Below are 24,884 nucleotides of genomic sequence, written 5' to 3' on the forward strand. Positions count from 1 at the left end.
GCGGCCCGTCGTCGCACGACCGAAACGCGCCGATGGCGCCCGGTGGGCGGTACGCCCGGATGCGCCTGCACACCCTGGTCCGCATGGAGAGGTGAAAGTCACGCCGAGCCGCCGCCCCGGGAGAACTTCGCGGGAATCGGCGGGAAACCGCAGCGCCGGCGGCACGTGTGAATTTTTCCGTCCCGGGCACCGCTGGGATTTTTCCTCGACCTTCTCGGTTCCGGCATTGATCGAACGCGTGGTTGACTGGTTATGATCACGCCCGCCGGTCGGCCGAGGCCGCCCGGACCGCACGCGGGGATGCGGCGACGACCTCACCCACTCGGGCGAGAATCGACTCGTCCGGTTGCTGTTTGGTCTCTGGTTCATAGCGTCTTCGTCTTCGCCCGCGTCTGGATGGAACTGGTGCCGCTGTCTTCACCTAGTGTCGGCTTCGTGTCCCCCACCCCCCGGCGCCGCAAGGGCCTCGTCCTTGCGGCAGTGATCCTTGTCGCCCTTCTCGGGTTCGGTGTCTTCCTGCTCTCCGGCGGCGAACGGCGGACGGCGGTTTCCGAGCCGGCACCGCCGCGCGAGGCCCTGCTCGACGTCGTCGACGGGCCCGGGGGCAACGAGAGGGTCCAGATCGATCTCACGCTCTACGCGCCTGCCGAGACGCCGGCGCCGGCGGTGCTGCTCTCGCACGGCTTCGGGGGGGACAAGAACAGCGTCGCGCAGGAGGCGAAGGAGCTGGCGGCGCGCGGGTTCACCGTGCTGACCTACTCCTCGCGCGGTTTCGGCGCCAGCACCGGCCGCATCGCGCTGAACGCGCCGGAGTACGAGGTCGCCGACGCCCGCCAGTTGCTGGACTGGCTCGCCCGCCAGCCCGAGGTGCTGCGCGACCACGACGGCGACCCGCGCGTCGGGGTCACCGGCTCGTCCTACGGCGGTGCGCTGAGCCTGCTGCTGGCCGGCTCCGACCCCCGGGTGGACGTCACCGCACCGGTGATGACCTACAACGACCTCGGCCAGGCGCTGATCCCCAACACCGCCTCGGCCGCTCCCATCCCCGACGACACGGCCGCCCGCGGCTCCTACGGCGAGCACGGCGTGTTCAAGGAGGGGTGGGCCGGACTGCTGTTCTCGGCGGGCAGCCGGACTGCGCCCGCCGAAAAGCCCGGCGGTCCCGCCGAGCCGACCCGGACAGGCCATCCCCCGGTGTCCGAGCCGACCGAAGGGCCCGCCGGTCCGTCTCCGCTGACGTGCGGGAACTTCACGCCGGAGGTCTGCGCCGCCTACAACGAGGTCTCGCAGACGGGCCGGGCCGGTGCGCGGACGCTCGCCCTGCTCGACGCCGTCTCGCCCAAGAGCGTCACCCGCAACATCAAGGCTCCGACGATGCTGGTGCAGGGCGAGCGCGACACCCTGTTCGGTCTGGACCAGGCCGACGCCAACGCCCGCCAGATCGCCGAGGCGGGCACCAAGGTCAAGGTCGTCTGGTACGCCGGTGGCCACGACGGGGAGCCGCCCGGCCCGGCCGTGCGCGCCCGGATCGCCGACTGGTTCGCCTTCCACCTCGGGGTGAGCAGCCCGCAGGAGCCGGGCATGCCGCCGGAGACGGTCCCCGACCCGGGCACCGTGTTCGAGTACGACATCCCCGGCAACCCGCGCCGCAACGGCGAGGTCCCGGTGCGCACCGTCGCCGCGCCCGAGTACCCGGGCGTGCGGTCGGAGCGCACTCCCCGCTTCGCGCTGCCGCTGCTCGGTGAGGCGCAGCCGGTCATCAACCCGCCCGGCGGCAGCCCGTCGTCGACCAGTTCGCTGCCGGGGGCCGGCGACGTCGAGGACGCCGCGAGCGCCCTCGGCCGGACGCTGGCCTCGGACCTGCCGGGCCAGGCCGCGGTGTTCCGCACCGATCCGGCGCGGACGCGCACGATGATCTCCGGCGTGCCGCAGACGCGGATCTCGGTGGCGGCCGTCCCCGGGCAGCCCACCACCGGCGAGGCCGTGCTGTTCGCCAAGCTCTACGACATCAGCCCGGAGGGACAGCGCACGCTGCTCGGCAACGGGGTGTCGCCGATGCGGGTCACCGGCCTGACGCCCGACGGCACCGAGCGCGAGGTCGACGTGGCGCTGCCCGGCGTGGTCCGATCGCTGGAGCCGGGCCACCACCTCGAGCTCGCCGTCACCACCACCGACTGGGCCTACGCCACGCCCACCGAGCCCGCGGTGCACCGCATCGCGCTGGCCGGCGCGGAGCAGCTCTCGGTGCCGTCGGTGCGCGGCACGACGATCAACGATGCCGGCGTGCCGGTGCTGCCGCTGATCGGCATCGCCGGGATCGTCGTCGTGGGCCTGCTGGCTTGGGTGGTCGCCCGCGTGCGCCGCAGGCACGTGCCCGACGTCGATCCGGCGCTGACGGGGACGCCGTTGGTGATCAGCGGCCTGACCAAGCAGTACTCGGACAAGCTGACCGCGGTCAGCGACCTGTCGATGCGGGTCGAGAGCGGGCAGATCGTCGGTCTGCTGGGAGCCAACGGCGCGGGCAAGACCACCACTTTGCGGATGCTGCTGGGCCTGCTGCGGCCCACCGACGGAGAGGTCCGGCTGTTCGGGCACCGGCTGGTGCCGGGCGCTCCGGTGCTGTCGCGGGTCGGTTCGCTGGTGGAGACGCCGGGGTTCCTGCCGCACCTGTCGGGCACCGAGAACCTCAAGTACTACTGGGCGGCGACCGGGCGGCCGATGCTGCAGGCGCGCTTCGACGAGGTGCTGCGGATCGCCAGCCTGGGTCAGACCGCGGACCGGCCGGTGCGCACCTACAGCCAGGGCATGAAGCAGCGGCTGGCGATCGCGCAGGCCATGCTCGGCCTGCCGGAGCTGCTGATCCTCGACGAGCCGACCAACGGCCTGGACCCGCCGCAGATCCACCAGATGCGCGAGATCCTGCGGCGCTACGCCGCGACCGGGCGTGCGGTGCTGCTGTCCAGCCACCTGCTCTCGGAGGTCGAGCGGACCTGCACGCACGTGGTGCTGATGCAGCGCGGTGAGCTGGTCAGCGCGGGCCCGGTGGAGGAGATCATCGCCGTCGACGGCGAGGTGAGCTTCCGGGTAGACGCGCCGGATCTGGCCGTGCGCACGCTGCGGTCGATCGAGGGTCTGGGCGAGGTGACCGCCGACGGCGAGGTGGTGCACGCCGACCTCGGCGGGCACAGCGCCGGGATCGCGGTGAACGCGCTGGTGGCCGCCGGGGTGATGGTCAGCCAGGTCGGGCCGCGCCGCAGGCTCGAGGACGCCTTCCTGCAACTGGTCGGAGAGGACGCTCGCGGATGACCGACTCGGAGCCGGAGACCAGGGTCGTCAAGGCCGGCCCGCGCAGACCCTGCCAGCCCGACGGCGGGATCGAGGGCTACCGGGCGACCCGCACGCTGCCGCTGCGGGTGGAGCTGGCGCGCCAGCTGCGCAGGCGCCGCACCCGGCTCGCGCTGGGGTTCCTGGCGGTGCTGCCCCTGCTGCTCCTGCTCGCGTTCGAGCTCGGTGACGACGGCCGGGGGCGGTCGCGCAACCTCGCCGAGCTCGCCACCTCCAGCGGGCCGAACTTCGCGATGTTCACGCTGTACGTGTCGACGAACTTCCTGCTGGTGGTGATGGTGGCGCTGTTCTTCGGCGACACCGTGGCCGGCGAGGCGTCGTGGGCGAGCCTGAAGTACCTGCTGGCGGCGCCGGTCCCGCGCGGCAGGCTGCTGCGGCAGAAGGCGGTGGCCGCGGCGATCCTGTCGGCCGTCGGGCTGCTGCTGCTGGCGGCGGTGGCGGTCGTGGTCGGCGTGGTGTGGTTCGGCGCCGCGGAGATGATGGGCACCACCGGCGAGGCGGTGCCGTTCTCGGGCGGCGTGGTCCGGGTCGCGGTGGCGAGCGCCTACCTGGCGGCGCACCTGACGTGGATCGCGGGCCTGGCGCTGTGGCTGAGCGTGGGCACCGACTCCCCCCTCGGCGCGGTCGGCGGGGCGGTGCTGGTGTCGATCGTGTCGCAGATACTCGACCAGATCACCGCGCTCGGCGACCTGCGCGCCTACCTGCCGACCCACCACTCGCGGGCGTGGTCGGACCTGCTCTCGGCCGACGTCGACTGGACCGGCATGGCCAACGGCGCCTTCTCGGGCCTGCTGTACGCGACCGTCTTCCTGCTGCTGGCCTTCGGCCGCTTCGCCAAGAAGGACATCAGCAGCTAGCGGGGCGACGCGTGGTTCGGCTTCCGTGCTCACGGCCGGTGTCGTGCGAGGTTGTCCACCACGCGGACGAAGAAGACTCCCGTTCCAGTTACCGAACTTGCGGCCTCGACCCTGTCCGCCCGTAGTGTGTCCGGCACTGTCCTACCGCCGCCCGTTCCGGGTCGGTGACCAGACTGGGGAAACGGTGCACGCCTACGGAGACGAGTCTTTCCACGAACACCCCGACGCAGGGTTCTACGTGCTTTCGGCGGCAGTGTTCGAACCGCACGCTCTCGATCATGCGCGTGCGGTGCTCCAGGACCTGCAACGCCACCACCCCAGCAGGAAGATCCACTGGACCGCCATGGACGACGAGCAGCGTCGCCACGCCGCCAAGCAACTCGCCGGCGTCGACGGGTTGCACATGGTCGTCATCGGCACTCCTGTACCGCCGCGTCGACAGGAACGCGCCCGCGCGCTGTGCCTGGCGAGACTGGTAGTCGAGTTGCACGGTGCGGGCGTCGACACGCTCATCCTGGAAGCGCGGCACAAGGTGCAGGACGCGGGAGACGTGCGCACGGTGGCAGGCGTCCGTCACGCCGCACTGCCGAGGGGCACCCGCTTCCACGTCGACCACTGCCCCGGAACGCATGAGGTCCTGCTTGCCGCGGCTGACATCACCGCAGGCGCTTGCCGTGCGGACCGCCTGGGGCAGGCGGAATACCGCGATGTGCTGGCGGACCGGATCTACGACGTCTGCCTCGACACGGGCTGCTGAGCGCGACGTCGCCGCAAAACGTCAGGCCAGGCTCCCGGTAGTGCCCCAGGCGGCCTGGCCCTTCTTCTGCATCCCCCAACGGGTCGCAGCACGTGCAGTGTAGCGGCTCCGTGGTGGCGCGCTCCACACCGCGGCGGCCGCCTCGTCGCTCCTGCACCCGTTCGGGCGGCGGCGGCCACACGGTTCGCCCACAGCCTTCACTCGTACGACCGGCGATCGACCGGTGCGTCGTTCAGTAGGGTCGGTGATCGATCGAGAGGTGGGGCGGCCATGGACTTCCGTTGTCTCCTCGCGGGCGTTCTGTGCCTGCCCGTCGCGGTGTTGACCGGGTGCACCGCCGCGTCCCAGGACGCCCCGCCGCCGCAGGTCGCCGTTCCGCCCGAGGCCGACGCCTCGCAACCCCAGACCGACGCGCCGCCCTCCGATGCCTCCCCGCCCGGAATCCCGGACGCCGCCACCGCCAAGAGCTGGCTCGCCGAGCTGACCGTGGCCCCCGAAGGCTCCATGGACGGCTACGACCGCGAGAAGTTCCCGCACTGGAGCAACGGCCCCGACAACTGCAACACCCGCGAGGCCGTGCTCAAGCGCGACGGCGAGAACGTCCAGACCGGCTCCGACTGCTACCCCACCTCCGGCACCTGGAACAGCCCCTACGACGGCGGCAGCTGGACCAAGCCCAGCGACGTCGACATCGACCACGTCGTCCCGCTGGCCGCCGCCTGGCGCTCCGGCGCCGCCCAGTGGACCCAGCAGCAGCGCGAGGCCTTCGCCAACGACCTCGACAGCCCGCAGCTGATCGCCGTCACCGACAACATCAACCAGGAGAAGGGCGATCAGACGCCCGACCAGTGGATGCCGTCCAAGACCGGCTACCACTGCACCTACGCCTCGATGTGGGTGGCCTCCAAGCACAAGTACAAGCTCACCATCACCGACTCCGAGAAGGGCGCCCTCGACACCGCCCTCGGCACCTGCTGAAACCGGAAACGACGAGAACGCCCCACACGATCACCACATCGGGGTGCAACGGGTCCGCGCACCGCACCGATCAACACATCGTCGAATGATCGCCGCCCACCGGGGAGGTCCCTCCCGATGCGCAACATCGTCATCGTCGGTGCCGGCCAGGCCGGGCTCCAGCTCGGCGTCGGTCTGCTGGACGCCGGTCATCGCGTCACCGTCGTGTCCGACCGCACCGCGGAGCAGATCCGCGACGGGCGGGTGATGTCCAGCCAGTGCATGTTCGGCAGCGCGCTCGCCCGCGAACGCGCGCTGGGGCTGGGGTTCTGGGACGAGTCGTGCCCGCCGGTCGAGGGGATGGGCTTCAGCATCGCCGACGGTGCCGGCGGCCGGTCGGTCGACTGGATCGCGCGGCTGGACCTGCCCGCGCAGTCGGTCGACCAGCGCGTGAAGTTCCCGGCCTGGCTGCGGGAGTTCCAGCGCCGGGGCGGCGAGGTCGAGCACGCCGAGGCGACCGTGCCGGATCTGGAGGAGTACGCCCGGGAGGCCGACCTGGTCGTGGTCGCGGCGGGCAAGGGCGAGATCTCCGGTCTGTTCCCGCGCGACGAGCGCAGGTCCGCCCACGCCACGCCGCAGCGCGCGCTGGCGTTGACCTACGTCCGCGGCATGCGTCCCGTGCCGGAGCACTCGGCGGTCTTCTTCAACGTGATCCCGGGCGTCGGCGAGTACTTCGCGATGCCCGCGCTGACCACGAGCGGACCCTGCGACATCATGGTCTTCGAGGGCGTGCCCGGCGGACCCATGGACTGCTGGGGCGACGTGCGGACCCCGGCCGAGCACCTCGCCAGGTCGAAGTGGGTGCTCGACACGTTCGTGCCGTGGGAGGGCGAGCGCTCGCGGGACGTGTCGCTGACCGACGACGGCGGAGTCCTCACGGGACGTTTCGCACCCACCGTGCGCCACCCCGTGGGAGTCCTGCCGTCCGGAGCGGTCGTGCTCGGCATGGCCGACGTCGTGGTGCTCAACGATCCGATCACCGGGCAGGGTTCGAACAACGCGAGCAAGTGCGCGGCCTCGTACCTGGCGAGCATCACCGCGCACGGAGGCCGGCCGTTCGACGCGGAGTTCATGCGCGGCGCCTTCGAGCTGTACTGGGACTACGCGCGCTTCCCCACCGGCTGGACCAACGCGCTGCTGGCTCCTCCTCCGCCGCACGTGCTCGAACTCCTGGCCACCGCGGCGGAAAACCCGCGGGTCGCGCGCCGCTTCGTCAACGGTTTCGACGAGCCGCGCGACTTCTTCCTCTGGTTCATGGATCCGGCCGGAGCCGCCGACTACCTCGCCGAGGTCCGTTCCTGATCCCCGCGACCGGCTCCCCTGTCGTCGCGCACGGCCGCCACCCCGCGCCCGGCGTACGATGAGGCCCGCGCCGGGGCCCGTGCCGGGCGGGGGCGAACGAGCACCACCGCACCGCATCCCGCCGCGCGCCCGTTCCCGCCGCCGAGTGCCACCGAGGTCAAGAGCGCACCATGGAGATGTTCCACCTGCGGTATTTCGTGGCGGTCGCCGAGAACCTGAGCTTCTCGCAGGCCGCACGCCGGCTGCACATGGCGACTTCTCCGCTCAGCAGGCGGGTCCGCGACCTCGAACACGAGCTGGGCACCCGGCTGTTCGAACGCGACTCCCACCACGTGCGGCTGACGCAGGCGGGCTCGGCGCTGCTGCCGATCGCCAAGGACGTGCTGGGCCGCTTCGACGACATCCCCTGGCGGCTGCGGGAGAAGACGAGCTCCGCGCGCCCGACCGTCTACATCGGAATCCCGCCGGGGCTGCACCAGCGGATGCGCGAGCGCGTCAAGGAGCTGGAGCGGGCCTGCGCCGAGGAGTACGTGCTCAAGCGGTGGCCCGGCGGCAGCGCCGACCTGCTGGCCGCCGTGCAGCGCGGCGAGCTGGGCATGGCGCTGGTGCACCTGCCGGTGCACGCCGAGGGCGTCAGCGTGCTCGAGGTGATGCGCGAGCCGCTGGGCGCGGTGGTGCCCGCCGCCGAGTTCGCCGGGCGCGAGTCGGTGTCGCTGTCGGAGCTGGTCGACCACACCTACGTCAGCCCGGCGCCGAGAATGGTGCCGACCTATTTCGAACAGCTCAAGGTTCGGCTGGCCGACGCCGGCATCCGAAACACCATCACGCTCAATTCCGGCGACTACGGCGCCAGCGCGGAAATCATTTCCAACGGATCGGCTTTCTCCATCTCGATGCTCGATCCGGGCAGCAGCATGCACCGCTACCGCACCGAGTCGAACGTGGTGCTGCCCTTCGACGACTTCGATCCCGCGCTGGCCACCGGCCTGGTGTGGCGGAGCGACCGGGCCGAGTCCGACCTGCGCAAGCTGGTGGAACGGGCCGCGGAGATCGTGCCGGACGCGGCGTGACCGCTGCGGTCACGCCGCCTTTCGCGCATTGGTGTCACTGATCGATTGCGACCTCCGGGAAGTCATCACTAGCGTCGTTAGCGAGCCAAACAAGCGCCGCGAAAAGCAGACGCCGCGCCTTTCTCTTCGAATCAGGAGTGGTGATGACCGCGCCCACGAATTCCGTGACGAGCGCCACCGGGAACAGGACGGGCCCGCTTGCGGGTGTCCGCGTCATCGACATGGCGACCGTGGTGATGGGGCCCTACGCGGCCCAGATCCTGGGTGACCTCGGCGCCGACGTGATCAAGATCGAGTCGCCCCGCGACACCGTCCGCTACGGCACGCTGCACCGCACACCCGGCATGACCCCGCTGAACCTCAACGTCAACCGCAACAAGCGCAGCGTCGAGCTCGACCTCAAGGACGACGACGGCCGCGCGCGGGCGCTGGAGCTCATCGGTGAGGCCGACATCCTCATCACGAACATGCGCATCGGCGCCCTGCAACGCCTGGGCATGGACTACGCGGCCCTCGCCGAGGCCAACCCGCGCCTGGTCTACGCCCACGCGCAGGGCTTCCGCCCCGACTCCGACCGGGCCGAGCTGGCCGCCTACGACGAGACCGTGCAGGCCGCCTCCGGGCTGCTCGACCTCGCCCAGCGCGCCGGCGACATCGGCACGCCGGCGGTGCTGCCGAGCATCTTCGCCGACAAGGTGGCGGCCCTCACCATCGCCTACTCCGCGCTGGCCGCTCTGGTGCACCAGCGGGCGACCGGGCAGGGCCAGCTGGTCGAGGTCCCGATGGCCGACACGCTGCTGTCGTTCAACCTCGTCGAGCACCTGCAGGGGCGGACGTTCGAGCCCGCGATGGGCCCGACCGGCTTCCCGCAGTCGCTGATGAAGGGCCACCGGGCCCGTCCGACCAAGGACGGACTGGCGATGATCATCCCCTACACCCCGCAGAACTGCCGCGACCTCTTCCACGCCGCCGGCCGCCCGGACCTGGCCGAGGACCCGCGGGTCAACGGCGAGTTCCTGGACGCGCGCAGCCACGGCGAGGCGATCACGCGGATGATCGAGGAGGTCACGCCCGAGCTCACCACCGCGGAGTGGATCGAGGTGTGCGCCAAGCACAGCATCCCGGTCGGCCCGGTGCTGCGGCTCGACGAGGCCGCGACCGACCCCTACGTGCGCGAGGGCGGGCTGCTCGACGTCGCCGAGCACCCCAGCGAGGGCGCCTACCGCGTGATCGGTGTGCCGATGTCCTTCTCCGCCACCCCTGCCTCGGTCCGCAGGCACGCCCCGCTGCCCGGCCAGCACACCGAGGAGGTCCTGGCCGAGCTCGCCAGGCACTCCGCGAGCACCGAAGCGAACTCAGACGCCCACGAGGAGCAGTGATGACCACCGCACTTCCCGACACGGCGGTGCGCACCGAGACCCGCGGCGACGCACTCGTGATCACCATCAACCGCCCGAAGGCGCGCAACGCCGTCAACGCCGAGGTGGCCGAGGGCATCGCCGCGGCGGTCGACGAGCTCGACGCCGACCCGGCGCTGCGGGTGGGCGTGCTCACCGGCGCGGAAGGCACGTTCAGCGCGGGCATGGACCTCAAGGCCGCCGCGCGCGGCGAGTCGGTCAGCGTCGCGGGCAAGGGCTTCGCCGGGATCACCGAGGCCGAGACGGCCAAGCCGCTGATCGCGGCGGTCGAGGGCTTCGCGTTCGGCGGCGGTTTCGAGCTGGCGCTGGCGTGCGACCTCGTCGTCGCCGCTGATACCGCGCGCTTCGCGCTGCCGGAGGTCAAGCGGGGCCTGATCGCGGGCGGTGGCGGCGTGATCCGGCTGCCGAAGCGGATTCCGCACCACGTGGCGATGGAGCTGCTGCTGACCGGGCGCACGATCACCGCCGAACGCGCCCACGCGCTGGGTCTGGCCAACGACGTCGTGCCGGAGGGCACCGCGCTGGACGCCGCGCTCGCGGTGGCCGACGAGCTGAGCCGCAACGCGCCGCTGGCGCTGGCGGCGGTCAAGCGCATCGTCCGCGAGGCCGGGGCCGCGCCCGAGCAGGAAGCGTTCGCCAAGCAGCACAAGGAGATCGCGGCACTCGTGCGCTCGGACGACTTCGCCGAGGGCGTCCGCGCGTTCGGTGAGAAGCGGAGTCCGGAATGGACGGGACGCTGATGGACCGCGAGCAGATCCTGCGCAGCGTGAGCACACCGCTGACCAGTCCGGCCTACGCGCCGGTGGCGGCGCGTTTCACCGACCGCGAGTACCTCAACATCGTCTACCGCACCGATGCCGACGCGCTGCGGGCCGCGGTGCCCGAACCGCTGGAGATCGACGAGCCGCTGGTGCGGTTCGAGATCATGAAGATGGGCGACGTCACCTCGTTCGGGCCCTACGTCGAGGCGGGGCAGGCGATCCCGGTGCGGCTGGGCGACGAGCGCGGCGAGTACCTGCACGCCATGTACCTCGACAACTTCCCCGCCACGGCCGCCGGCCGCGAGATCAGCGCATACCCCAAGGTGATGGGAAAGCCGGCGCTGTACGCCGACGGCGCCGCGCTGGTCGGCACCGTCGACGTCGGGAGCCTGCGCGTGGCCAACGCGACCATGGGCTACAAGCACCATCCGCTCGACGCCGACGAGGCCCGGACGCGGATCACGGTGCCCACGTTCATGCTCAAGATCGTGCCGGGCTACGGCGGCGAGCCGAGGGTCTGCGAGCTGGTGCGCAGCCAGATCACCGACATCGTGGTCAAGGAGTCCTACACCGGTCCGGCTCGCTTGCAGCTCTTCGAGCACGTGCTGGCTCCGCTGGCCGACCTGCCGGTGCGGGAAGTCGTTTCGGCCAGCCACATCGTCACCGACCTCACCCTCGGCGGTGCGGTTCCCGTCCACGACTACCTGGAATGGTCATGAGTCCTGAGTGGAATCCCGGAGGTAGCAACACGATCGCGGTGGTCGGTGCGGGCACCATCGGGCTGGGTTGGGCGGCGCTGTTCTCCGCGCACGGCCTGGAGGTCCGCATCACCGACCCGCGCGACGACCTCGCCTCCGTCGTCGGCGACGCGATGCCGCTGCTGGCCGAGAGCATGGGGCGCGATCCCGACCAGCTGCTCGCCGGCATCGAGATCGCCGACAGCCTCGCCGACGCGGTCTCCGACGCCGACCTGGTGCAGGAGAACGGGCCGGAGCGCCTGGAGTTCAAGCAGGATCTCTTCGCCGACATCGCCCGTCACGCGCCCCCGCGCGCGGTGCTCGCATCGTCCAGCTCCGGCATCGTCGCCAGCGCCATCGCCGAACACCTGCCCGACGACGTCGCGGGACGGCTGCTCATCGCGCACCCGTTCAACCCACCGCAGGTGGTGCCGCTGGTGGAGATCGTCCCCGGCGAGCGCACCGAGGAGCGGGTGACCGAGGCGGCGACCGCCTTCTACACCGCCCTGGGCAAGACGCCGGTGCGGCTGCGCAAGGAGGTGCCGGGCTTCGTCGCCAACCGGCTGCAGAGCGCGGTGATGCGCGAGGCGACCCACCTGGTCCTGGAAGGCGTGGTGCGCGCCGACGAGCTCGACACCGTCATGAAGTCGTCGCTGGGCGGACGCTACGCCGCGGTCGGGCCGTTCGAGAGCTTCCACCTCGGCGGCGGTCCCGGTGGCATCCGGCACATGATGCGCCACCTCGGCGCCGGGATGGCCGAGCGCTGGAAGGAGCTCGGGCAGCCCGAGCCGACCCCGTCGGACATCGCCCTGGTGGTCGAGCAGACCGAGGACGCCTACGGCGCCGGCCCCGATGCCTACCGCACCCGCGCGCGCATCCGCGACCGCAAGCAGAACGCCATCAACACGATTTCCCAGATCGAAGGTGACTGATCAGAAATGGCCAAGGTGAACCCCAACCCCGACTTCTTCGGCTTCGCCGAGCTGCTCTCCGAGTCCGAGCGCGCCGAGCTGGCCGAGATCCGCGAGTACCTGGAGCGTGAGATCAAGCCGATCGCCAACGAGGCGTGGGCGAACGCGGAGTTCCCCGCCGAGGCGATCGAGAAGTTCGCCAAGCTCGGCGTCGCGGGCGTCCAGTACCCCGACTACGGCGACGGAAAGCCGCGCAGCGCGCTGTTCACCGGGTTCCTCAGCGTCGAGCTGAACCGGGTCGACCCGTCCCTCGCGGTGTTCTCGGGTGTCCACAGCGGACTGGCGATGGGCAGCATCCACGGCGGTGGCGACCAGGAGCAGCGGGACCGCTGGATGCCGGACATGGTCGCGATGAACAAGATCGGCGCGTTCGCCCTCACCGAGCCCGAAGGCGGCTCCGACGTCGCGGGCGGCATGCGCACCACCGCGCGGCGCGAGGGCGACGAGTGGGTGCTCGACGGCGCCAAGCGCTGGATCGGCAACGGCACCTTCGCCGACCTGGTCGTGGTGTGGGCGCGCGACGAGGCCGACGGCAACGTCAAGGGCTTCGTGGTCGAGAAGGGCACGCCCGGCTTCACCGCAACCAAGATCGAGGGCAAGATCGCGCTGCGCACCGTGCAGAACGCCGACATCGTCCTGGACGGCGTGCGCGTGCCGGAGGCCAACCGGCTGCAGGGCATCAACAGCTTCCGCGACACCGCGCGCGTGCTGGCCAAGACCCGCGGCGGCGTGGCCTGGCAGGCCGTCGGCGTGGCGATGCGCGCCTACGAGCTGGCGCGCGAGTACGCGGTGGAGCGCGTGCAGTTCGGCAAGCCCATCGCGTCGTTCCAGATGATCCAGGACCTGCTGGTGAAGATGCTCGGCAACGTCACGGCCATGTTCGGCGTGGTGGTGCGCCTGGCGCAGCTCACCGAGCAGGGCACCGCGGGCGCCGACCAGGCCGCGCTGGCCAAGGCGTTCACCACGACCCGCATGCGCGAGGTGGTGTCCTGGGCGCGGGAGCTGTTCGGAGGCAACGGGATCGTGCTCGACCACGAGATCGCGAAGTTCTTCTCCGACGCCGAGGCGGTGTACTCCTTCGAAGGCTCGCGGGAGATGAACACTCTCATCGTCGGCAAGTCCATCACCGGCATCAGCGCCTTCGCCTGATCCTGGAAGCGAAGGGCGGGCCGTCGGCAGTGCCGGCGGCCCGCCTTTCGTTTGCACCGAGGGCAAAACGTCGAGCGTTGGGGTGGTTGTGCGCGAACACCGGCGCGCCCGGCTGTTTCGCGCACCTCGGCGCCGGGATCATGGCGCCTCCACTCGAACCCCGGGGGAACCCCATGACGCAGTCCGACCCAACGGTCCGCAGCCAGGAACTCGGCGACGAACTCCGCGCGCTGCGCGAGGCCAACACCCTCAGCCTCGTCGACGCGGCCAGGCGCATCGACGCCTCCGGCAGCAAGCTCAGCCGCATCGAAACCGGCATCAGCGCCCCGTCGGCCGAAGACGTCTCCGGCCTGCTGGTGCTTTACGGCGTGACCGGCGAGAAGCGCAGGGAGCTCCTCGCTCTGGCAAGGGAGTCCGAACGCCGAGGCTGGTGGCAGCGCAACCACCCGGGCTTCGCGGAACGGCAACGAACACTCGTGTCGCTGGAGGCGAAAGCCGACAGCATCGTCAACTTCGAGGCGATCGTGGTGCCGGGACTGCTCCAGACAGGTGAGTACACCCGGGCGATCATGCAGGGCGTTGGCGTGAAGCCCGAGTCCGAGATCGAGGCACGCATGGTCACACGGCTCCACCGGCACAAGGTGCTCCGGCGGGAGCGACCACCGCGATTGCTCGCCATACTCGACGAACTCGTGTTGCACCGGCGCATCGGCGGCGGTGACGTACTGCGTCGCCAACTCGAGTTCCTGGTCGAGGCGAGCACGCTGCCCAACATCAACGTCCGCGTCGTGCCGAACGACGGGCTCGCGCACCCTGGGATCGAGGGAGCGTTCACGGTCCTACGACGCTCAGGCCGGTCGCCGGTCATCTTCGCGGAAACCCTGACCTCGTGCATATTCCTGGAGGACCGCATCGAGATAGAGCGGTACGAGTCCGCTCTCCGCACCTTGTCAGAACGGGCTCTGGACGAACGGCAGTCGGTACAGTTGATGACGGACCTGGCTCGACGGCTGGACTCGGAGGCGACCGGCACATGACCACCATCGATGCGCACACCCTGACCTGGCAAAAGAGCAGCTACAGCGGCAGCAACATCAACTGCGTCGAGGTCGCCCGGGTGCCCGAGGCCGTTGCCGTCCGGGACTCCAAGGACCCCGACGGCCCCGCCCTCGTCTTCACCCCCACTGCCTTCACCGCCTTCCTGCGTCGGCTCTGAACCAGGGACGGCCTTCGATGGCGTCTCGCACCCTCTACCTCGCACGACACGGAGATGCCCCGGCCGGCGACTCGCTGAGCGAAGCAGGCCGCGCCCAGGCCGCGCTGCTCGGCGAACGCCTGCGCGACGTCCCTCTCTCCGCGATCCACCACAGCCCGTGGCCGCGCGCCGTCGAGACCGCGAAGCTGGTCGCCGAGAAGGTCCCGAACGTTGCGGTCACGGTGTCGGAAGCGCTCGGTGACCACGTGCCTCCGGTAACGGACGGCGTTGAGCTTCCGGCCGCATATCGGGAGTTCATCAACGCCCAACCGGCGGTCGAACTGGAGCGGGGCGCTTCGCTTGCCGAAGCCGCGATCCGGCTTTTCACCGGCGAGGCCGAGTCCGACAGCCACGAGCTGCTGGTCACGCACGCCTTCGTCATCGGCTGGTTCGTCCGGCACGCCCTCGACGCGCCGGACTGGCGTTGGATGGGCCTGAACGCGGCGAACTGCTCGCTCACCATCATCCGCTACCACCCCGGCCGGCCTCCATCCCTGTTGTGCTTCAACGACCTGAGCCATCTTCCGGAGACCCTGCGGTGGACCGGGTTCCCCGCGGAGCTGCGCCCGTGACCCGGACGCGACCCCGACGGCCAGCCCTCGCCTTCACCGCCTCCTGCGCCGGTTCTGAACGCCTGTTCGCTCGGCCGAGTGGACGTCGTTCGCTGTGATCGCCGGGCGGTGCCGCGCTCGCTAGCGTGAAGACATGGTCGCGCCGGCGGATCGCCGCGCCGGACGGAAGGCGGAGCGGATGTCGGAAAGCCGTGGCAGGAAACTCACCACCGGTGTCGTCGTCGCGCGCACCGGGCGGCTGTCGAAGCTGGGTGACCCGCTGCAGTTCGCGATGGACCTGCTCGCGCCGAAGCTGCGTCGGATCACCAACTCCGGTCGCCAGTACGAGGTCCGGCTCGTGAGCCGGGACAGCCGTTCCGAACCCACCGCCGCGCGCACCGCGACCAGGGAACTGGTCCAGGACGAAGGCGCCGCCGTCGTCGTGACGCTCGCAGGTACGCAGGTGTTGCCCGCGGTGGCCGACACCTGCGAGGAACTGGGCGTGCCGTGCGTGTCGAGCACCTTCCCGTGGCAGGTCTACTACTACGGGCGCGGCGCGACCGCCGACCGGCCGTTCCGGTGGACGTACCACTTCTGCTGGGGGCTCGGCGACATCGCCGGGATATTCGCCGATATGTGGCAACGAGTGGGTCCCGAGGTGGAAGTCGGCGCGCTGTGGAACGACGACCAACAGGGCAACTGGTCACGCCACCGCGAACACGGGTTCCTCCCGGTCGCCGAAGCGCGGGGCCACGAACTGGTCGATGCGCCCGCATACCACGAACCCGCTACGGATTTCGACGACCAGATCGCGCGATTCCGTTCCTCCGGGGTGGAAGTCATCACCAGCACCGCCACCGCCGCCGATCTCGCGTTGTTCCGGAAGCAGGCGGCTGAGAGCGGCCTGTTCCCTCGGCTGATCACCTGCTCGCGCTGGCTGGCCTACCCGAGCGGCCCGGACCTGGCCGAGGCGAAGGTGGCGACCCTGGTCTACTGGACGCCGCGCCACCCGTACCGCTCGTCGATCGACGGCATGCGCCCGGACGGGCTGGTCCAGGCGTACGAGCGGCAGACCGGGAACCAGTGGCTCCAGCCGCTCGGCCTGGCCTACGCCCTCTTCGAGGTCGCCGCGCACGCCCTGTCGACCGCCTCCGACCCCACCGAACGGGGCTCGGTGGCCGAGGCGATCAGCACGACCCGGCTGGAGACGATCGCCGGCGTCCTGGACTGGACGCGGGGACCGGTCCCCAACGTCGCGACCATCCCGCTGGCCGGAGGGCAGTGGCAGCCGGGTACGCACCACCATCCCCACGACCTCGCGATCGTCAGCTCCGGCGTCCCCGGTCTCCGGGTCGAGGCCGACCTCGAACTCCTCCGCTGACGCGCTGTGCCGCACGCGCGGGTTCTTCGATGAACCGGACCGCCGTGACCTCCCGGATGTGGACCACGGCGTCGAACCAGGTGCCGAACGCGCAGCCGGACAGGCTGTGGTCGGCGTCGGCGGCGGCGTCGTAGCGCGGGCCGATGACGCGCGTGCGGGTCGGCAGGTCGCGCCAGCGCCGGACCTCGCTCGGCACGGGGCCGCGCAGGTCCAGCACGAACGCGTCCTGGTCGATCTCGGCGAAGACCGACTCGGCCAGCACCGGCGAGGCCGGCACCACCTCCCACAGCAGGCTGCCGTGGTCGAAGGTCAGCGCGACCGAAACGTACTCGGCGCCGAAGTGGTCGCCGAGGTAGGTGCCGTCGGTCACCGCGGTGCGCGTGGCTCCCTGCGGGCGGTGCACCGCGGAGTGCCCCGTCCCTCCCCAGTAGACGATGCGCGCGCCGGTCACCTCGTGCCAGCGGATGATGCCGTCGGCCATCAGAGTGCTGTCGTGCTCTCCCGCGTGGTAGGCGAAGAAACCGGCGACGATGCGGGCGTTCCACTCGGCCTCGGCCTGCCCTTCGTGCGCGGGCAGCGCGCTGACGATCTGGTGGACCCGGCGGGCGCGCGCCAGCAGTCCCGCCCGGTCGTGATGGGAACGGACCCACTCGACGTGGTCGGCGACAGCGCCGTTCGGCCGCAGCTCGGCGTAGTGCCGCTCCGCTTCGGCGGAGTCCGGGCTGTGCCGGCGCACGTGGACGAGCACCGCGTCGTAGGCGTCGGCGCGCACGCGCGCGTAGTCGATGCCGACGAGACGGACGGGATCGCCGGGGTGGTCGCGGTTGTAGGCTCGCAGCCACGCCAGCGCGGACACGAACTCCTCGGTGCGCCACACGCCCCAAGCGTCGTCGAGCAGCGCTCGGACATCGCCTTCGCCGGTGCGGATGTGGTGGTCGAACTGCTGGGCCTTCGTCCAGTCCTCCTCGATCACCAGCGCGCGGAAACCCATGCGTTCGACCAGGAACCTCAGCAGGCGGAACTTGACCGCGAACAGCTCGTGGGCGAACCGCGTCGCCTCGCCGATGCCGACGACCTGGGCATCGCCGACGATGCCGCGCAACGGTTCCAGGTCGCTGAGCGGGTCGACGTCCGAAGTGCCGGTGCTGATGGGGTGGGCGCGCTCGCCGACCCAGCGCGCGACCGCGGCGCGGTCGAGCGGGGCGGGATGGTCGAGCGGGGCGGGGTGGTCGAGTGGGGCGGGGTGGTCGAGTGGGGCGGGGTGGTCGAGTGGGCTGGAGTGGTCGGTCACGGGTTCCTCCTCTGCTGCCGGTGCGCCGACGGTAGGAGCTCCAGCGGACTCGAAGTCAACACCCGACCGGTGTTCCCGGGACGGCGCACACCGCCCCGGGAACATCATTCGGAAACCGTGACCGAATCAGCCGTTCGCTGAAATCCGGCCGGAGAAAGAACCGCAACTGAGCTGGGTGCTGCCTTCGTAGTTGCACGCCTGGTAATTGATCCAGCCCGAGTCGGGAATGGAGAGGTTGTGGTCCAGGCAGGTGCCGAACCCGACGTCGGCGTGCTTGGTCTTCAGCCCGGAACTGTCGCTGCGGTAGTAGCGGGCGACCGGGTGGTGCCCGTCCGAGGCATTGTCGCAGATGTAGAGGTGTTCCCCGGTGGGGTTGAAGCACACCATCGCGCCGCCGTCCCCGGAGTAGACGGGGTAGTAGCACTCCGCCGCCGTGACGGCGTCACCGTCGCCGGACAGCACCGAGACGGTGGCGCTCGGCGCGGCTGCCCGCACCTCGCCGGTCGCCGGAGTCGCATGGGCGAGCCCCGTCCATCCCAGCACCAGGCCGAAGGCGGCAGCGCACACCGTGATTCTTCTCCTCATTCAAAACCCCCGTGTTTCCACGCGACCACCATGAATGGTGACCGATTTCTTCTCACCCTGACCCCCAGGGCAGGGATGAGATTACTCAGTTCCGGGAAAAGGAATAGCGGCGAAGAGCAGGAACACCCGAAGGTAGCGCGGTGGCGCTCCGATGGAGCAGTTCCGCTGCGTCACACGGGTTCGCCGATCACGTTCGGTGCGCTGGACGGCACGACGATGCGGACGAACGAGTTGTTTCCGGTCCGGCGAAGAGCAATCCCGGCCCGCCGCGCAACGACCGGCCCTCCGACGGCGATAGAAATGTCCACCCACCACGAGCAGTGCGGGGGCTCTTTTCGTCGGGCGTCCGCATCCGCCCGTCCGCCTTGGGCGGAAGCCACACCCGGGCTCGCCCAAGCGGGACCGAGCCCGGCGGAAGCCATCCCCGCCGGGCTCTGCTTCGATTCCTGATCACACGTGACTCCAGCGACGGGTACCGGCCAGCTGATTCAGCTGTTCCACCCCTGCCACCGGGCGAGGCCGCCGTGGCCGCTAGGGCAATTCCGGGCAACACCTCTGCCCGATCATGCGGCCGGCGTCGCGCGAGATCGCCCGCCACCGTGAAGGACCGGATCGGACAGCGCCGCATGAGCGCCCGCTGGTCCTTTTAGGATAGATTCCAAGCTGTAGGTGTCTCGCTCGGCAAAGCGGCCCGCGAGGTCTTCGGCGTAGGGCAGACCGAGCGTCCTTTACGGGCACGCTTCCCAGCGCGTTCGCGCTCGATCCGTGCACAGGGCTTGGGTCCTCGCTCGCTTCGTGCTTGGGTCCAGCGGGAGTAAAGTCAGTGAATCACATCAAGGAGAACGCGATGCCGGCGAAGCTGACCGTGGATCTTCACCCGATCTTCCGCAGCGACAGGGACATCGACAACGCGGTGCGCAACGTGATCTTCCGCGCGGCCGGCGAGAACGTCCCGCTCGTCGAGATCATTCCAGGCAAGGGTTCCGGCAAGCTCAAGAACCGCGTTCTCGCGATGCTCAAGCAGCCCCACATCAAGAAGCTGTACCGGCGGGTGGAGGTGGCCCCCGGCAACGACGGGATGGTGCTGGTGCACTTGAGGTAGGCGGCCAGGTCCCAGATCCGCGGCCGGGGCGGGGTCTGGTGCCCAAACACCTCCGCGCCCAAGCTACCCGCCGAACCCGACGCCCAACCGGTGCCGCCGGGCGCGGCCGTTCGCAGCGGCCGCGCCCGACCGTGTCAGCCCAGTTGGTCGAGCCGCTCCCGGTACTCCTTCGTGCTGATCTCGCCTCTGGCGTAGCGGTCGGCGAGAACGTCCTTGGCGCGCTGGGCGCCGGAGCGGTCGCGCTGCCGCGAGCCGCGGACGGCCAGCCAGACCACGGCGGTGATCAGGCCCGCGAGCAGCAGCAGGAAGAACAGGCCGATGATCCAGCCGGGGCCACCGCCGTGCGGCGGTCCCCAGCCTCCCGGGTGGCCGAGCAGTAACGCTTGGCGCGCTGTTCGGCGGCCACCTGGGCGGTGCTGGCCCGATACCCGTCACGGCCGGTGGTGTTGCGGTCCAGCTCCCGGCCGATGGTCGAGCGATGCCGCTTCAGCCGGCGGGCGATCTCGGCCCGGCCGTGCCCCCAGGCGTGCAGGATCGCGATCTCCTCCCGCCCCGCCAGCGACAGATACCGACCCGAGATCTCGCTCTCACGTTGCTGATCACCCCGCCAGCCTGCCGGAACCACTTCCCCCAGTCGGCGCGGACACCCCCGCGGCCTCGCTGGCCGCCTCCAGCGACCCCTGAGTTGCAACCACCCCCTGAACCCGCGGTGATACGTCAGAAAAAGATCCCGGAGCCAGAGGGCGCCTGAGGTTCCGCCACCGGACCCGCTGCGCAAGGCGAGTCCAAAAGCGAATTCAGAACCCCTCAGACCCGCTCGTCCAGCCGGTCCCGCAGCGGCTCGTAGTCGTGGCCGGGGAAGATCCGCGGGAAGACCTCCAGCATTTCCCGCAGGTCGTCGGCCACCAGATCGAACTCGTCGCATCCGCGGTCGACGTCCGCGAACAGCAGCTGCCAGCCGACCACGCCCTTGGTCACCAGCAGCGCGTCGAGGTACCCGCCGTAGTCGAGGTCGAGCCGGTACAGCTCGCTGGTGCCGTCGAAGTACCAGACCTCCGGCGAGGTGGCACCGGCCGGGAAGAGCAGCGCCGAGAGCACGCCGTCGCCGGACACCGGATGTTCGTCGAAGGGGTGCATGTGCTGGTACACCTGCGATTCCGCCTCGGTCGCGAACTCGGTCTCCAGGTAGGCGCCCGTCTGCGCCATCGCCCCGGCGAGGTGGCACACCGAGAACTCGCCCACCAGGTCGCCCGCACGCCACTTGCAGCCGACGACCTCGAAGCCCAGGAAGTGCCGCCGCAGCGCGGGATCCAGCACCACCCCGTGCTGGTCGGCGATCAGCCCGAACGCGTTCTGCGCGTCCCCGATGTCGGCGACCGGCCCCAGTTCCTCGTGCACGAGGTCCACTTCCCCGGCGCCGCGGAGCTCGTCGAGCATCGCGACGTACCGGCGCTCGTAGTCGCTGAGCTCCAGAGTGCCGTACCCCATGTCGTCCACCATCCGCGAACCCGCCGCCTCGACCGTGCACTCCCGCACGATCCCGTTCGTGGCGTAGGACGTGGGCGGTGCGGCTCGGGTTCCCGCCCAGCGCTGGGGAATCCGCGGCAGACCGGGTCTTCCGAAGCCGCAACCAGATCCCCAGTGCGGCTTCGCGGTTGCGCCGCACGGAGTTGTGCGCGGTGCTGCGCACGGAGATCCGGCGGCGCGGCGCCCAGATCCAGTACTGCATCCCGACCGAGAACGGCGTCCCGACCGAGTCGTGCGCCGCTGACGGAGCCGGCGGCGCCGACCGCCTCACTCGATGCCGGCGGCGTCCATCCCGCGCAGTTCCTTCTTCAGGTCCTGGATCTCGTCGCGCAGGCGCGCCGCCAGCTCGAACTGCAGGTCGCGGGCCGCGCTCATCATCTGGTCGTTGAGCTGCTGGACCAGGTCGGCCAGCTCGGCGCGCGGCATCGACTTGATGTCGCGGTCCTCCAGGAGGCCGGCGCTGCCCACCGCTTCGCCGCTGGGCTTCTTGCCGCGCGAGACGTTGCGGCCCGAACCGCCGACGGCCACCTCCTCGGTGTCCTCCGACTCGCTGTAGACCCGGTCGAGGATGTCGGCGATCTTCTTCCGCAGCGGCTGCGGGTCGATGCCCTTCTCCTCGTTGTAGGCGATCTGCTTCTCGCGCCGCCGGTTCGTCTCGTCGATGGCGTGCCGCATCGAGTCGGTGATCCGGTCGGCGTACATGTGCACCTGCCCGGAGACGTTCCGCGCCGCGCGGCCGATCGTCTGGATCAGACTGGTGCCGGAGCGCAGGAAACCCTCCTTGTCGGCGTCCAGGATGGACACCAGCGACACCTCGGGCAGGTCCAGGCCCTCGCGCAGCAGGTTGATGCCGACCAGCACGTCGTACTCGCCCAGCCGCAGCTGGCGCAGCAGCTCCACCCGGCGCAGCGTGTCGACCTCGGAGTGCAGGTAGCGGACCCGGATGCCGAGCTCGAGGAAGTAGTCGGTGAGGTCCTCGGCCATCTTCTTGGTCAGCGTGGTCACCAGCACCCGCTCGTCGCGCTCGGCGCGCTCGCGGATCTCGTGCACCAGGTCGTCGATCTGGCCCTCGGTCGGCTTGACCACGACCTCCGGGTCGACCAGCCCGGTCGGGCGGATGACCTGCTCGACGAACTCGCCGCCGGCCTGCCCCATCTCGTACGGGCCCGGCGTCGCCGACAGGTACACCGTCTGCCCGATCCGGTCGGCGAACTCCTCCCAGGTCAGCGGGCGGTTGTCCAGCGCGCTGGGCAGCCGGAAGCCGTGCTCGACCAGGGTCCGCTTGCGGGAGGCGTCGCCCTCGTACATGCCGCCGACCTGCGGGACGGTCACGTGCGACTCGTCGATGATCAGCAGGAAGTCGTCCGGGAAGTAGTCGAGCAGGGTCGCCGGGGCCGAACCGGCGGGCCGGTCGTCGACGTGCCGCGAGTAGTTCTCGATGCCGGAGCAGAAGCCGACCTGGCGCATCATCTCGATGTCGTACTGGGTGCGCATCCGCAGCCGCTGGGCCTCCAGCAGCTTGTTCTGCTTCTCCAGCTTGGCGAGTTGCTCGTCGAGCTCGGCCTCGATGCTGCGGATCGCCTTCTCCATCCGCTCCGGGCCCGCCACGTAGTGCGTGGCCGGGAAGATGCGCAGCTCGTCGACCTCGCGGACCACCTCGCCGGTCAGCGGGTGCAGGTAGTAGAGCCGGTCGATCTCGTCGCCGAACATCTCGATGCGCACCGCCAGCTCCTCGTAGGCGGGGATGACCTCGACGGTGTCGCCGCGCACCCGGAAGGTGCCGCGGGCGAACGCGATGTCGTTGCGCGTGTACTGCACGTCGACCAGCGCCCGCAGCAGCACGTCGCGGTCGGTCTCCCCGCCCACCTGCAGCTGGATCGAGCGGTCCAGGTACGACTGCGGCGTGCCCAGGCCGTAGATGCACGACACCGACGAGACCACCACGCAGTCGCGGCGGCTGAGCAGGTTCGACGTCGCGGAGTGGCGCAGCCGCTCGACGTCCTCGTTGATCGAGGAGTCCTTCTCGATGTAGGTGTCGGTCTGCGGGACGTAGGCCTCGGGCTGGTAGTAGTCGTAGTAGCTGACGAAGTACTCGACGGCGTTGTCCGGGAAGAACCCGCGCAGCTCGTTGGCGAACTGGGCGGCCAGCGTCTTGTTCGGCTCCAGCACCAGCGTGGGCCGCTGGACCCGCTCGATCAGCCACGCGGTGGTCGCCGACTTGCCGGTACCGGTGGCGCCGAGCAGCACCACGTCGGTCTCGCCCGAGTTGATGCGGCGCTCCAGGTCGTCGATCGCCTGCGGCTGGTCGCCCGCGGGCTGGTAGTCGCTGACCATGCGGAAGCGCCCGCCCGTGCGCGGGATGTCGCTCACGGGGCGGAACTCGGAGTGGGCCAGGACGGGGTGCTCAGTCGCGAAAGCCATAGCCTGCCGAACCAGATCTTGGGGGTGGACACTTCCCGGCGTCGCCGCCGTCGGTTGTCCACGCTACCCCCAGGCACCGACACCGCACCGATGTCGCCGCCGCGCCGCCCCAGGCGCCACACCGGTCACCGCCGCCACAGACCGCCGCCGCGCCTCCCGCAACGCAGTTGGCACTGGCGTCCCTGGTTGCCGGTGAGCCGCTGCCGAACGGCTTCCGCGGGCTGATACTGGGGTCGACCGCTCCGGCGGCTCTGCCACCGGGGACGGTCGCAGCCGCTTCTGGAGGTGGTGTGATGTCCACCAGTACACCGATCACCGGGCATCCTGACCTTGCCGAACTGCGCGCCCGCTACGACCGGGCCGCCGAGACCCCCACCGCGCAGGCCGCCGACGGGGCGATCGTCCTCGGCGGGCTGTTCATCGCCCTCTCCCCATGGATCGCCGGGTTCAGCGGGGTGGGCTCGCTGGCGATGAACAACTTCGTCACCGGCTTGGCCACGGCGGTCCTGGGCCTGTGCTTCGCGGCGGCTTTCCACCGCACGCACGGGATCGCGTGGGTCTGCCCGGTGCTGGGTCTCTGGGCGATCCTGTCGGTATTCGTCATCAGCGGGACCGCGATCACGGCCACCACCGTGCTCTGCAACGTCATCGGCGGCGCGGTCGTGCTGCTGGCGGGCCTGGCCACCATGGCCCCCTCGATGATGCCGCAGCGTGGGGGGAGGAGAGCTTGACCCCGACCGGATCGGAGGTGGCGAGTATTGTCGCAGGAAACCGGGCGCGGCGTTGGACGCGACGTCGCGCCCCTGCATAGGGTGCGGACGTGACGACCCAGCGCGACATCGCCAACCGGCTGGGGCTGCCGGTCCACCCGCCGAAGACCGAGATCTTCGACCTCGCCGCGCGCACGAACACCGATCCGAAGCAGATCGTGCGAGACGTCGACTTCTACCGCGTGGAGCCGTTCGGCCTCTACCTCGCGCGCCCGATGCCGGGCCACCCGCGGCTTCGTTACCTGCGGTCGTGGCTGCTGCCCGGACTCGGGCTGCGGATCAGCCGCTTCGACTGGCACCCCGGCCACGAGCGGGATCTGGACTTCTACCTCGACGTGGTCGGCGTCGAGCGCGGCGAGGAGAGCTGGCGCACCGTTGACCACTACCTGGACATCGAAGTCCGCGCCGGCCGCGAGGCGCGGCTGCTCGACGTCGACGAGTTCCTGGTTGCCACCAAAGCGGATCTGCTCGACGAGCCAACCGCGCGGCAGGCGCTGGAGACCGCCTGCGCCGCCGTCGAGGGACTGGCCCGGCACGGCTACGACCTGGCGGAGTGGTTGCGGCACAACGGAATCGAACTCTCCTGGCCCGGGCACCGTTCTTGAGTCTGCCGAAGC

The 24,884-nt window shown here is 70.5% G+C and carries 24 protein-coding genes; 18 read left to right on the plus strand and 6 right to left on the minus strand.

The genetic code is table 11. The features are described from left to right. Positions 1 to 480: 480 nt before the first annotated feature. The 15 genes from SACE_RS26070 to SACE_RS26140 all read left to right on the plus strand — a co-directional run bounded on the left by SACE_RS26070 (position 481) and on the right by SACE_RS26140 (position 16,571). Positions 481 to 3,306, plus strand: a complete 2,826-nt coding sequence (locus SACE_RS26070; RefSeq protein WP_009951511.1) for an alpha/beta fold hydrolase — start codon at positions 481 to 483, stop codon at positions 3,304 to 3,306. Continuing rightward, positions 3,303 to 4,202, plus strand: a complete 900-nt coding sequence (locus tag SACE_RS26075) for an ABC transporter permease (protein ID WP_009951509.1) — start codon at positions 3,303 to 3,305, stop codon at positions 4,200 to 4,202. The genes SACE_RS26070 and SACE_RS26075 overlap by 4 nt, the downstream gene beginning before the upstream one ends. Positions 4,203 to 4,455: 253 nt before the next feature. Then, positions 4,456 to 4,959 (plus strand): hypothetical protein, encoded by a 504-nt coding sequence (locus SACE_RS26080; RefSeq protein ID WP_143538226.1) that lies wholly within the window; start codon positions 4,456 to 4,458, stop codon positions 4,957 to 4,959. 270 nt (positions 4,960 to 5,229) lie between these two features. Next, on the plus strand, positions 5,230 to 5,937 hold the full coding sequence (locus tag SACE_RS26085) for an HNH endonuclease family protein (protein WP_011874708.1): 708 nt from the start codon (positions 5,230 to 5,232) through the stop codon (positions 5,935 to 5,937). A 117-nt stretch (positions 5,938 to 6,054) separates the two neighbouring features. Continuing rightward, a complete protein-coding gene (locus SACE_RS26090) occupies positions 6,055 to 7,278 on the plus strand; it encodes a styrene monooxygenase/indole monooxygenase family protein (RefSeq protein WP_011874709.1) in 1,224 nt (407 codons plus the stop codon). Positions 7,279 to 7,448: 170 nt separating this feature from the next. Beyond that, on the plus strand, positions 7,449 to 8,348 hold the full coding sequence (locus SACE_RS26095; protein ID WP_009950289.1) for a LysR family transcriptional regulator: 900 nt from the start codon (positions 7,449 to 7,451) through the stop codon (positions 8,346 to 8,348). A gap of 143 nt (positions 8,349 to 8,491) precedes the next feature. Next, on the plus strand, positions 8,492 to 9,727 hold the full coding sequence (locus SACE_RS26100) for a CaiB/BaiF CoA transferase family protein (protein WP_044547574.1): 1,236 nt from the start codon (positions 8,492 to 8,494) through the stop codon (positions 9,725 to 9,727). Beyond that, positions 9,727 to 10,506 (plus strand): crotonase/enoyl-CoA hydratase family protein, encoded by a 780-nt coding sequence (locus tag SACE_RS26105; RefSeq protein ID WP_009950287.1) that lies wholly within the window; start codon positions 9,727 to 9,729, stop codon positions 10,504 to 10,506. Before SACE_RS26100 ends, SACE_RS26105 begins: the two co-directional genes overlap by 1 nt. Continuing rightward, positions 10,491 to 11,246 (plus strand): acetoacetate decarboxylase, encoded by a 756-nt coding sequence (locus tag SACE_RS26110; RefSeq protein ID WP_009950286.1) that lies wholly within the window; start codon positions 10,491 to 10,493, stop codon positions 11,244 to 11,246. Before SACE_RS26105 ends, SACE_RS26110 begins: the two co-directional genes overlap by 16 nt. Further along, the gene (locus tag SACE_RS26115; protein WP_231849788.1) at positions 11,243 to 12,196 is read left to right on the plus strand and encodes a 3-hydroxyacyl-CoA dehydrogenase NAD-binding domain-containing protein; all 954 of its coding nucleotides are present in this window, start codon (positions 11,243 to 11,245) and stop codon (positions 12,194 to 12,196) included. The genes SACE_RS26110 and SACE_RS26115 overlap by 4 nt, the downstream gene beginning before the upstream one ends. Positions 12,197 to 12,202: 6 nt before the next feature. Further along, complete coding sequence (locus tag SACE_RS26120) at positions 12,203 to 13,384, plus strand: acyl-CoA dehydrogenase family protein (protein WP_009950283.1); 1,182 nt, start codon at positions 12,203 to 12,205, stop codon at positions 13,382 to 13,384. A 29-nt stretch (positions 13,385 to 13,413) separates the two neighbouring features. After that, complete coding sequence (locus SACE_RS26125) at positions 13,414 to 14,421, plus strand: helix-turn-helix domain-containing protein (RefSeq protein WP_231849790.1); 1,008 nt, start codon at positions 13,414 to 13,416, stop codon at positions 14,419 to 14,421. Next, a complete protein-coding gene (locus SACE_RS26130) occupies positions 14,418 to 14,600 on the plus strand; it encodes a DUF397 domain-containing protein (protein ID WP_009950281.1) in 183 nt (60 codons plus the stop codon). The genes SACE_RS26125 and SACE_RS26130 overlap by 4 nt, the downstream gene beginning before the upstream one ends. Before the next feature lie 17 nt (positions 14,601 to 14,617). After that, the gene (locus SACE_RS26135; protein WP_009950280.1) at positions 14,618 to 15,211 is read left to right on the plus strand and encodes a histidine phosphatase family protein; all 594 of its coding nucleotides are present in this window, start codon (positions 14,618 to 14,620) and stop codon (positions 15,209 to 15,211) included. 178 nt (positions 15,212 to 15,389) lie between these two features. Next, positions 15,390 to 16,571, plus strand: coding sequence for an ABC transporter substrate-binding protein (locus SACE_RS26140; protein WP_011874711.1), 1,182 nt, complete (start codon positions 15,390 to 15,392; stop codon positions 16,569 to 16,571). Here the strand turns inward: SACE_RS26140 and SACE_RS26145 are convergent. Together SACE_RS26145 and SACE_RS26150 are read right to left on the minus strand one after the other, a co-directional pair. After that, on the minus strand, positions 16,516 to 17,862 hold the full coding sequence (locus SACE_RS26145) for an erythromycin esterase family protein (RefSeq protein WP_009950278.1): 1,347 nt from the start codon (positions 17,860 to 17,862) through the stop codon (positions 16,516 to 16,518). The two genes, SACE_RS26140 and SACE_RS26145, sit on opposite strands and share 56 nt — an antisense overlap. 126 nt (positions 17,863 to 17,988) lie before the next feature. Further along, positions 17,989 to 18,429 (minus strand): hypothetical protein, encoded by a 441-nt coding sequence (locus tag SACE_RS26150; protein ID WP_009950277.1) that lies wholly within the window; start codon positions 18,427 to 18,429, stop codon positions 17,989 to 17,991. A gap of 865 nt (positions 18,430 to 19,294) precedes the next feature. On the opposite strand from SACE_RS26150, the gene SACE_RS26155 reads away from it, so the two are divergent. Next, positions 19,295 to 19,549: a Smr/MutS family protein gene (locus SACE_RS26155; protein WP_011874712.1), complete on the plus strand. Its 255-nt coding sequence runs from the start codon at positions 19,295 to 19,297 to the stop codon at positions 19,547 to 19,549. A 134-nt stretch (positions 19,550 to 19,683) separates the two neighbouring features. Here the strand turns inward: SACE_RS26155 and SACE_RS38445 are convergent, their stop codons facing one another. From SACE_RS38445 to uvrB, 4 genes are all read right to left on the minus strand, one after another. Then, positions 19,684 to 19,824, minus strand: coding sequence for an SHOCT domain-containing protein (locus tag SACE_RS38445; protein ID WP_009950275.1), 141 nt, complete (start codon positions 19,822 to 19,824; stop codon positions 19,684 to 19,686). Positions 19,825 to 19,832: 8 nt separating this feature from the next. After that, positions 19,833 to 20,174 (minus strand): helix-turn-helix domain-containing protein, encoded by a 342-nt coding sequence (locus SACE_RS37955; RefSeq protein WP_009950274.1) that lies wholly within the window; start codon positions 20,172 to 20,174, stop codon positions 19,833 to 19,835. Positions 20,175 to 20,356: 182 nt separating this feature from the next. Further along, the gene (locus tag SACE_RS26165; protein ID WP_009950272.1) at positions 20,357 to 21,085 is read right to left on the minus strand and encodes a hypothetical protein; all 729 of its coding nucleotides are present in this window, start codon (positions 21,083 to 21,085) and stop codon (positions 20,357 to 20,359) included. 258 nt (positions 21,086 to 21,343) lie between these two features. Then, positions 21,344 to 23,497: an excinuclease ABC subunit UvrB gene (gene uvrB, locus SACE_RS26170; RefSeq protein WP_009950271.1), complete on the minus strand. Its 2,154-nt coding sequence runs from the start codon at positions 23,495 to 23,497 to the stop codon at positions 21,344 to 21,346. Between the two features lie 293 nt (positions 23,498 to 23,790). Here uvrB and SACE_RS26175 point away from each other — a divergent pair, with 293 nt between their 5' ends. Then, a complete protein-coding gene (locus SACE_RS26175) occupies positions 23,791 to 24,228 on the plus strand; it encodes an SPW repeat protein (RefSeq protein WP_009950269.1) in 438 nt (145 codons plus the stop codon). A gap of 89 nt (positions 24,229 to 24,317) precedes the next feature. Then, positions 24,318 to 24,872 carry a ribonuclease FAU-1 family protein gene (locus SACE_RS26180; RefSeq protein ID WP_009950266.1) on the plus strand — a complete coding sequence of 185 codons (555 nt, stop codon included), beginning with the start codon at positions 24,318 to 24,320 and terminating at the stop codon, positions 24,870 to 24,872. The last annotated feature ends 12 nt before the right edge of the window (positions 24,873 to 24,884 follow it).

Source organism: Saccharopolyspora erythraea NRRL 2338 (assembly GCF_000062885.1).
Taxonomy (GTDB): Bacteria; Actinomycetota; Actinomycetes; order Mycobacteriales; family Pseudonocardiaceae; genus Saccharopolyspora_D; species Saccharopolyspora_D erythraea.

Coding starts and splice junctions, on each gene's coding strand:
- SACE_RS26115 (WP_231849788.1), top strand. CDS start 11,243: ATGAGTCCTGAGTGGAATCCCGGAGGTAGCAACACGATCGCGGTGGTC.
- SACE_RS26135 (WP_009950280.1), top strand. CDS start 14,618: ATGGCGTCTCGCACCCTCTACCTCGCACGACACGGAGATGCCCCGGCC.
- uvrB (WP_009950271.1), bottom strand. CDS start 23,497: ATGGCTTTCGCGACTGAGCACCCCGTCCTGGCCCACTCCGAGTTCCGC.
- SACE_RS26130 (WP_009950281.1), top strand. CDS start 14,418: ATGACCACCATCGATGCGCACACCCTGACCTGGCAAAAGAGCAGCTAC.
- SACE_RS26085 (WP_011874708.1), top strand. CDS start 5,230: ATGGACTTCCGTTGTCTCCTCGCGGGCGTTCTGTGCCTGCCCGTCGCG.
- SACE_RS26090 (WP_011874709.1), top strand. CDS start 6,055: ATGCGCAACATCGTCATCGTCGGTGCCGGCCAGGCCGGGCTCCAGCTC.
- SACE_RS26075 (WP_009951509.1), top strand. CDS start 3,303: ATGACCGACTCGGAGCCGGAGACCAGGGTCGTCAAGGCCGGCCCGCGC.
- SACE_RS26120 (WP_009950283.1), top strand. CDS start 12,203: ATGGCCAAGGTGAACCCCAACCCCGACTTCTTCGGCTTCGCCGAGCTG.
- SACE_RS26175 (WP_009950269.1), top strand. CDS start 23,791: ATGTCCACCAGTACACCGATCACCGGGCATCCTGACCTTGCCGAACTG.
- SACE_RS26100 (WP_044547574.1), top strand. CDS start 8,492: ATGACCGCGCCCACGAATTCCGTGACGAGCGCCACCGGGAACAGGACG.
- SACE_RS26105 (WP_009950287.1), top strand. CDS start 9,727: ATGACCACCGCACTTCCCGACACGGCGGTGCGCACCGAGACCCGCGGC.
- SACE_RS26140 (WP_011874711.1), top strand. CDS start 15,390: ATGTCGGAAAGCCGTGGCAGGAAACTCACCACCGGTGTCGTCGTCGCG.
- SACE_RS26110 (WP_009950286.1), top strand. CDS start 10,491: ATGGACGGGACGCTGATGGACCGCGAGCAGATCCTGCGCAGCGTGAGC.
- SACE_RS26155 (WP_011874712.1), top strand. CDS start 19,295: ATGCCGGCGAAGCTGACCGTGGATCTTCACCCGATCTTCCGCAGCGAC.
- SACE_RS26095 (WP_009950289.1), top strand. CDS start 7,449: ATGGAGATGTTCCACCTGCGGTATTTCGTGGCGGTCGCCGAGAACCTG.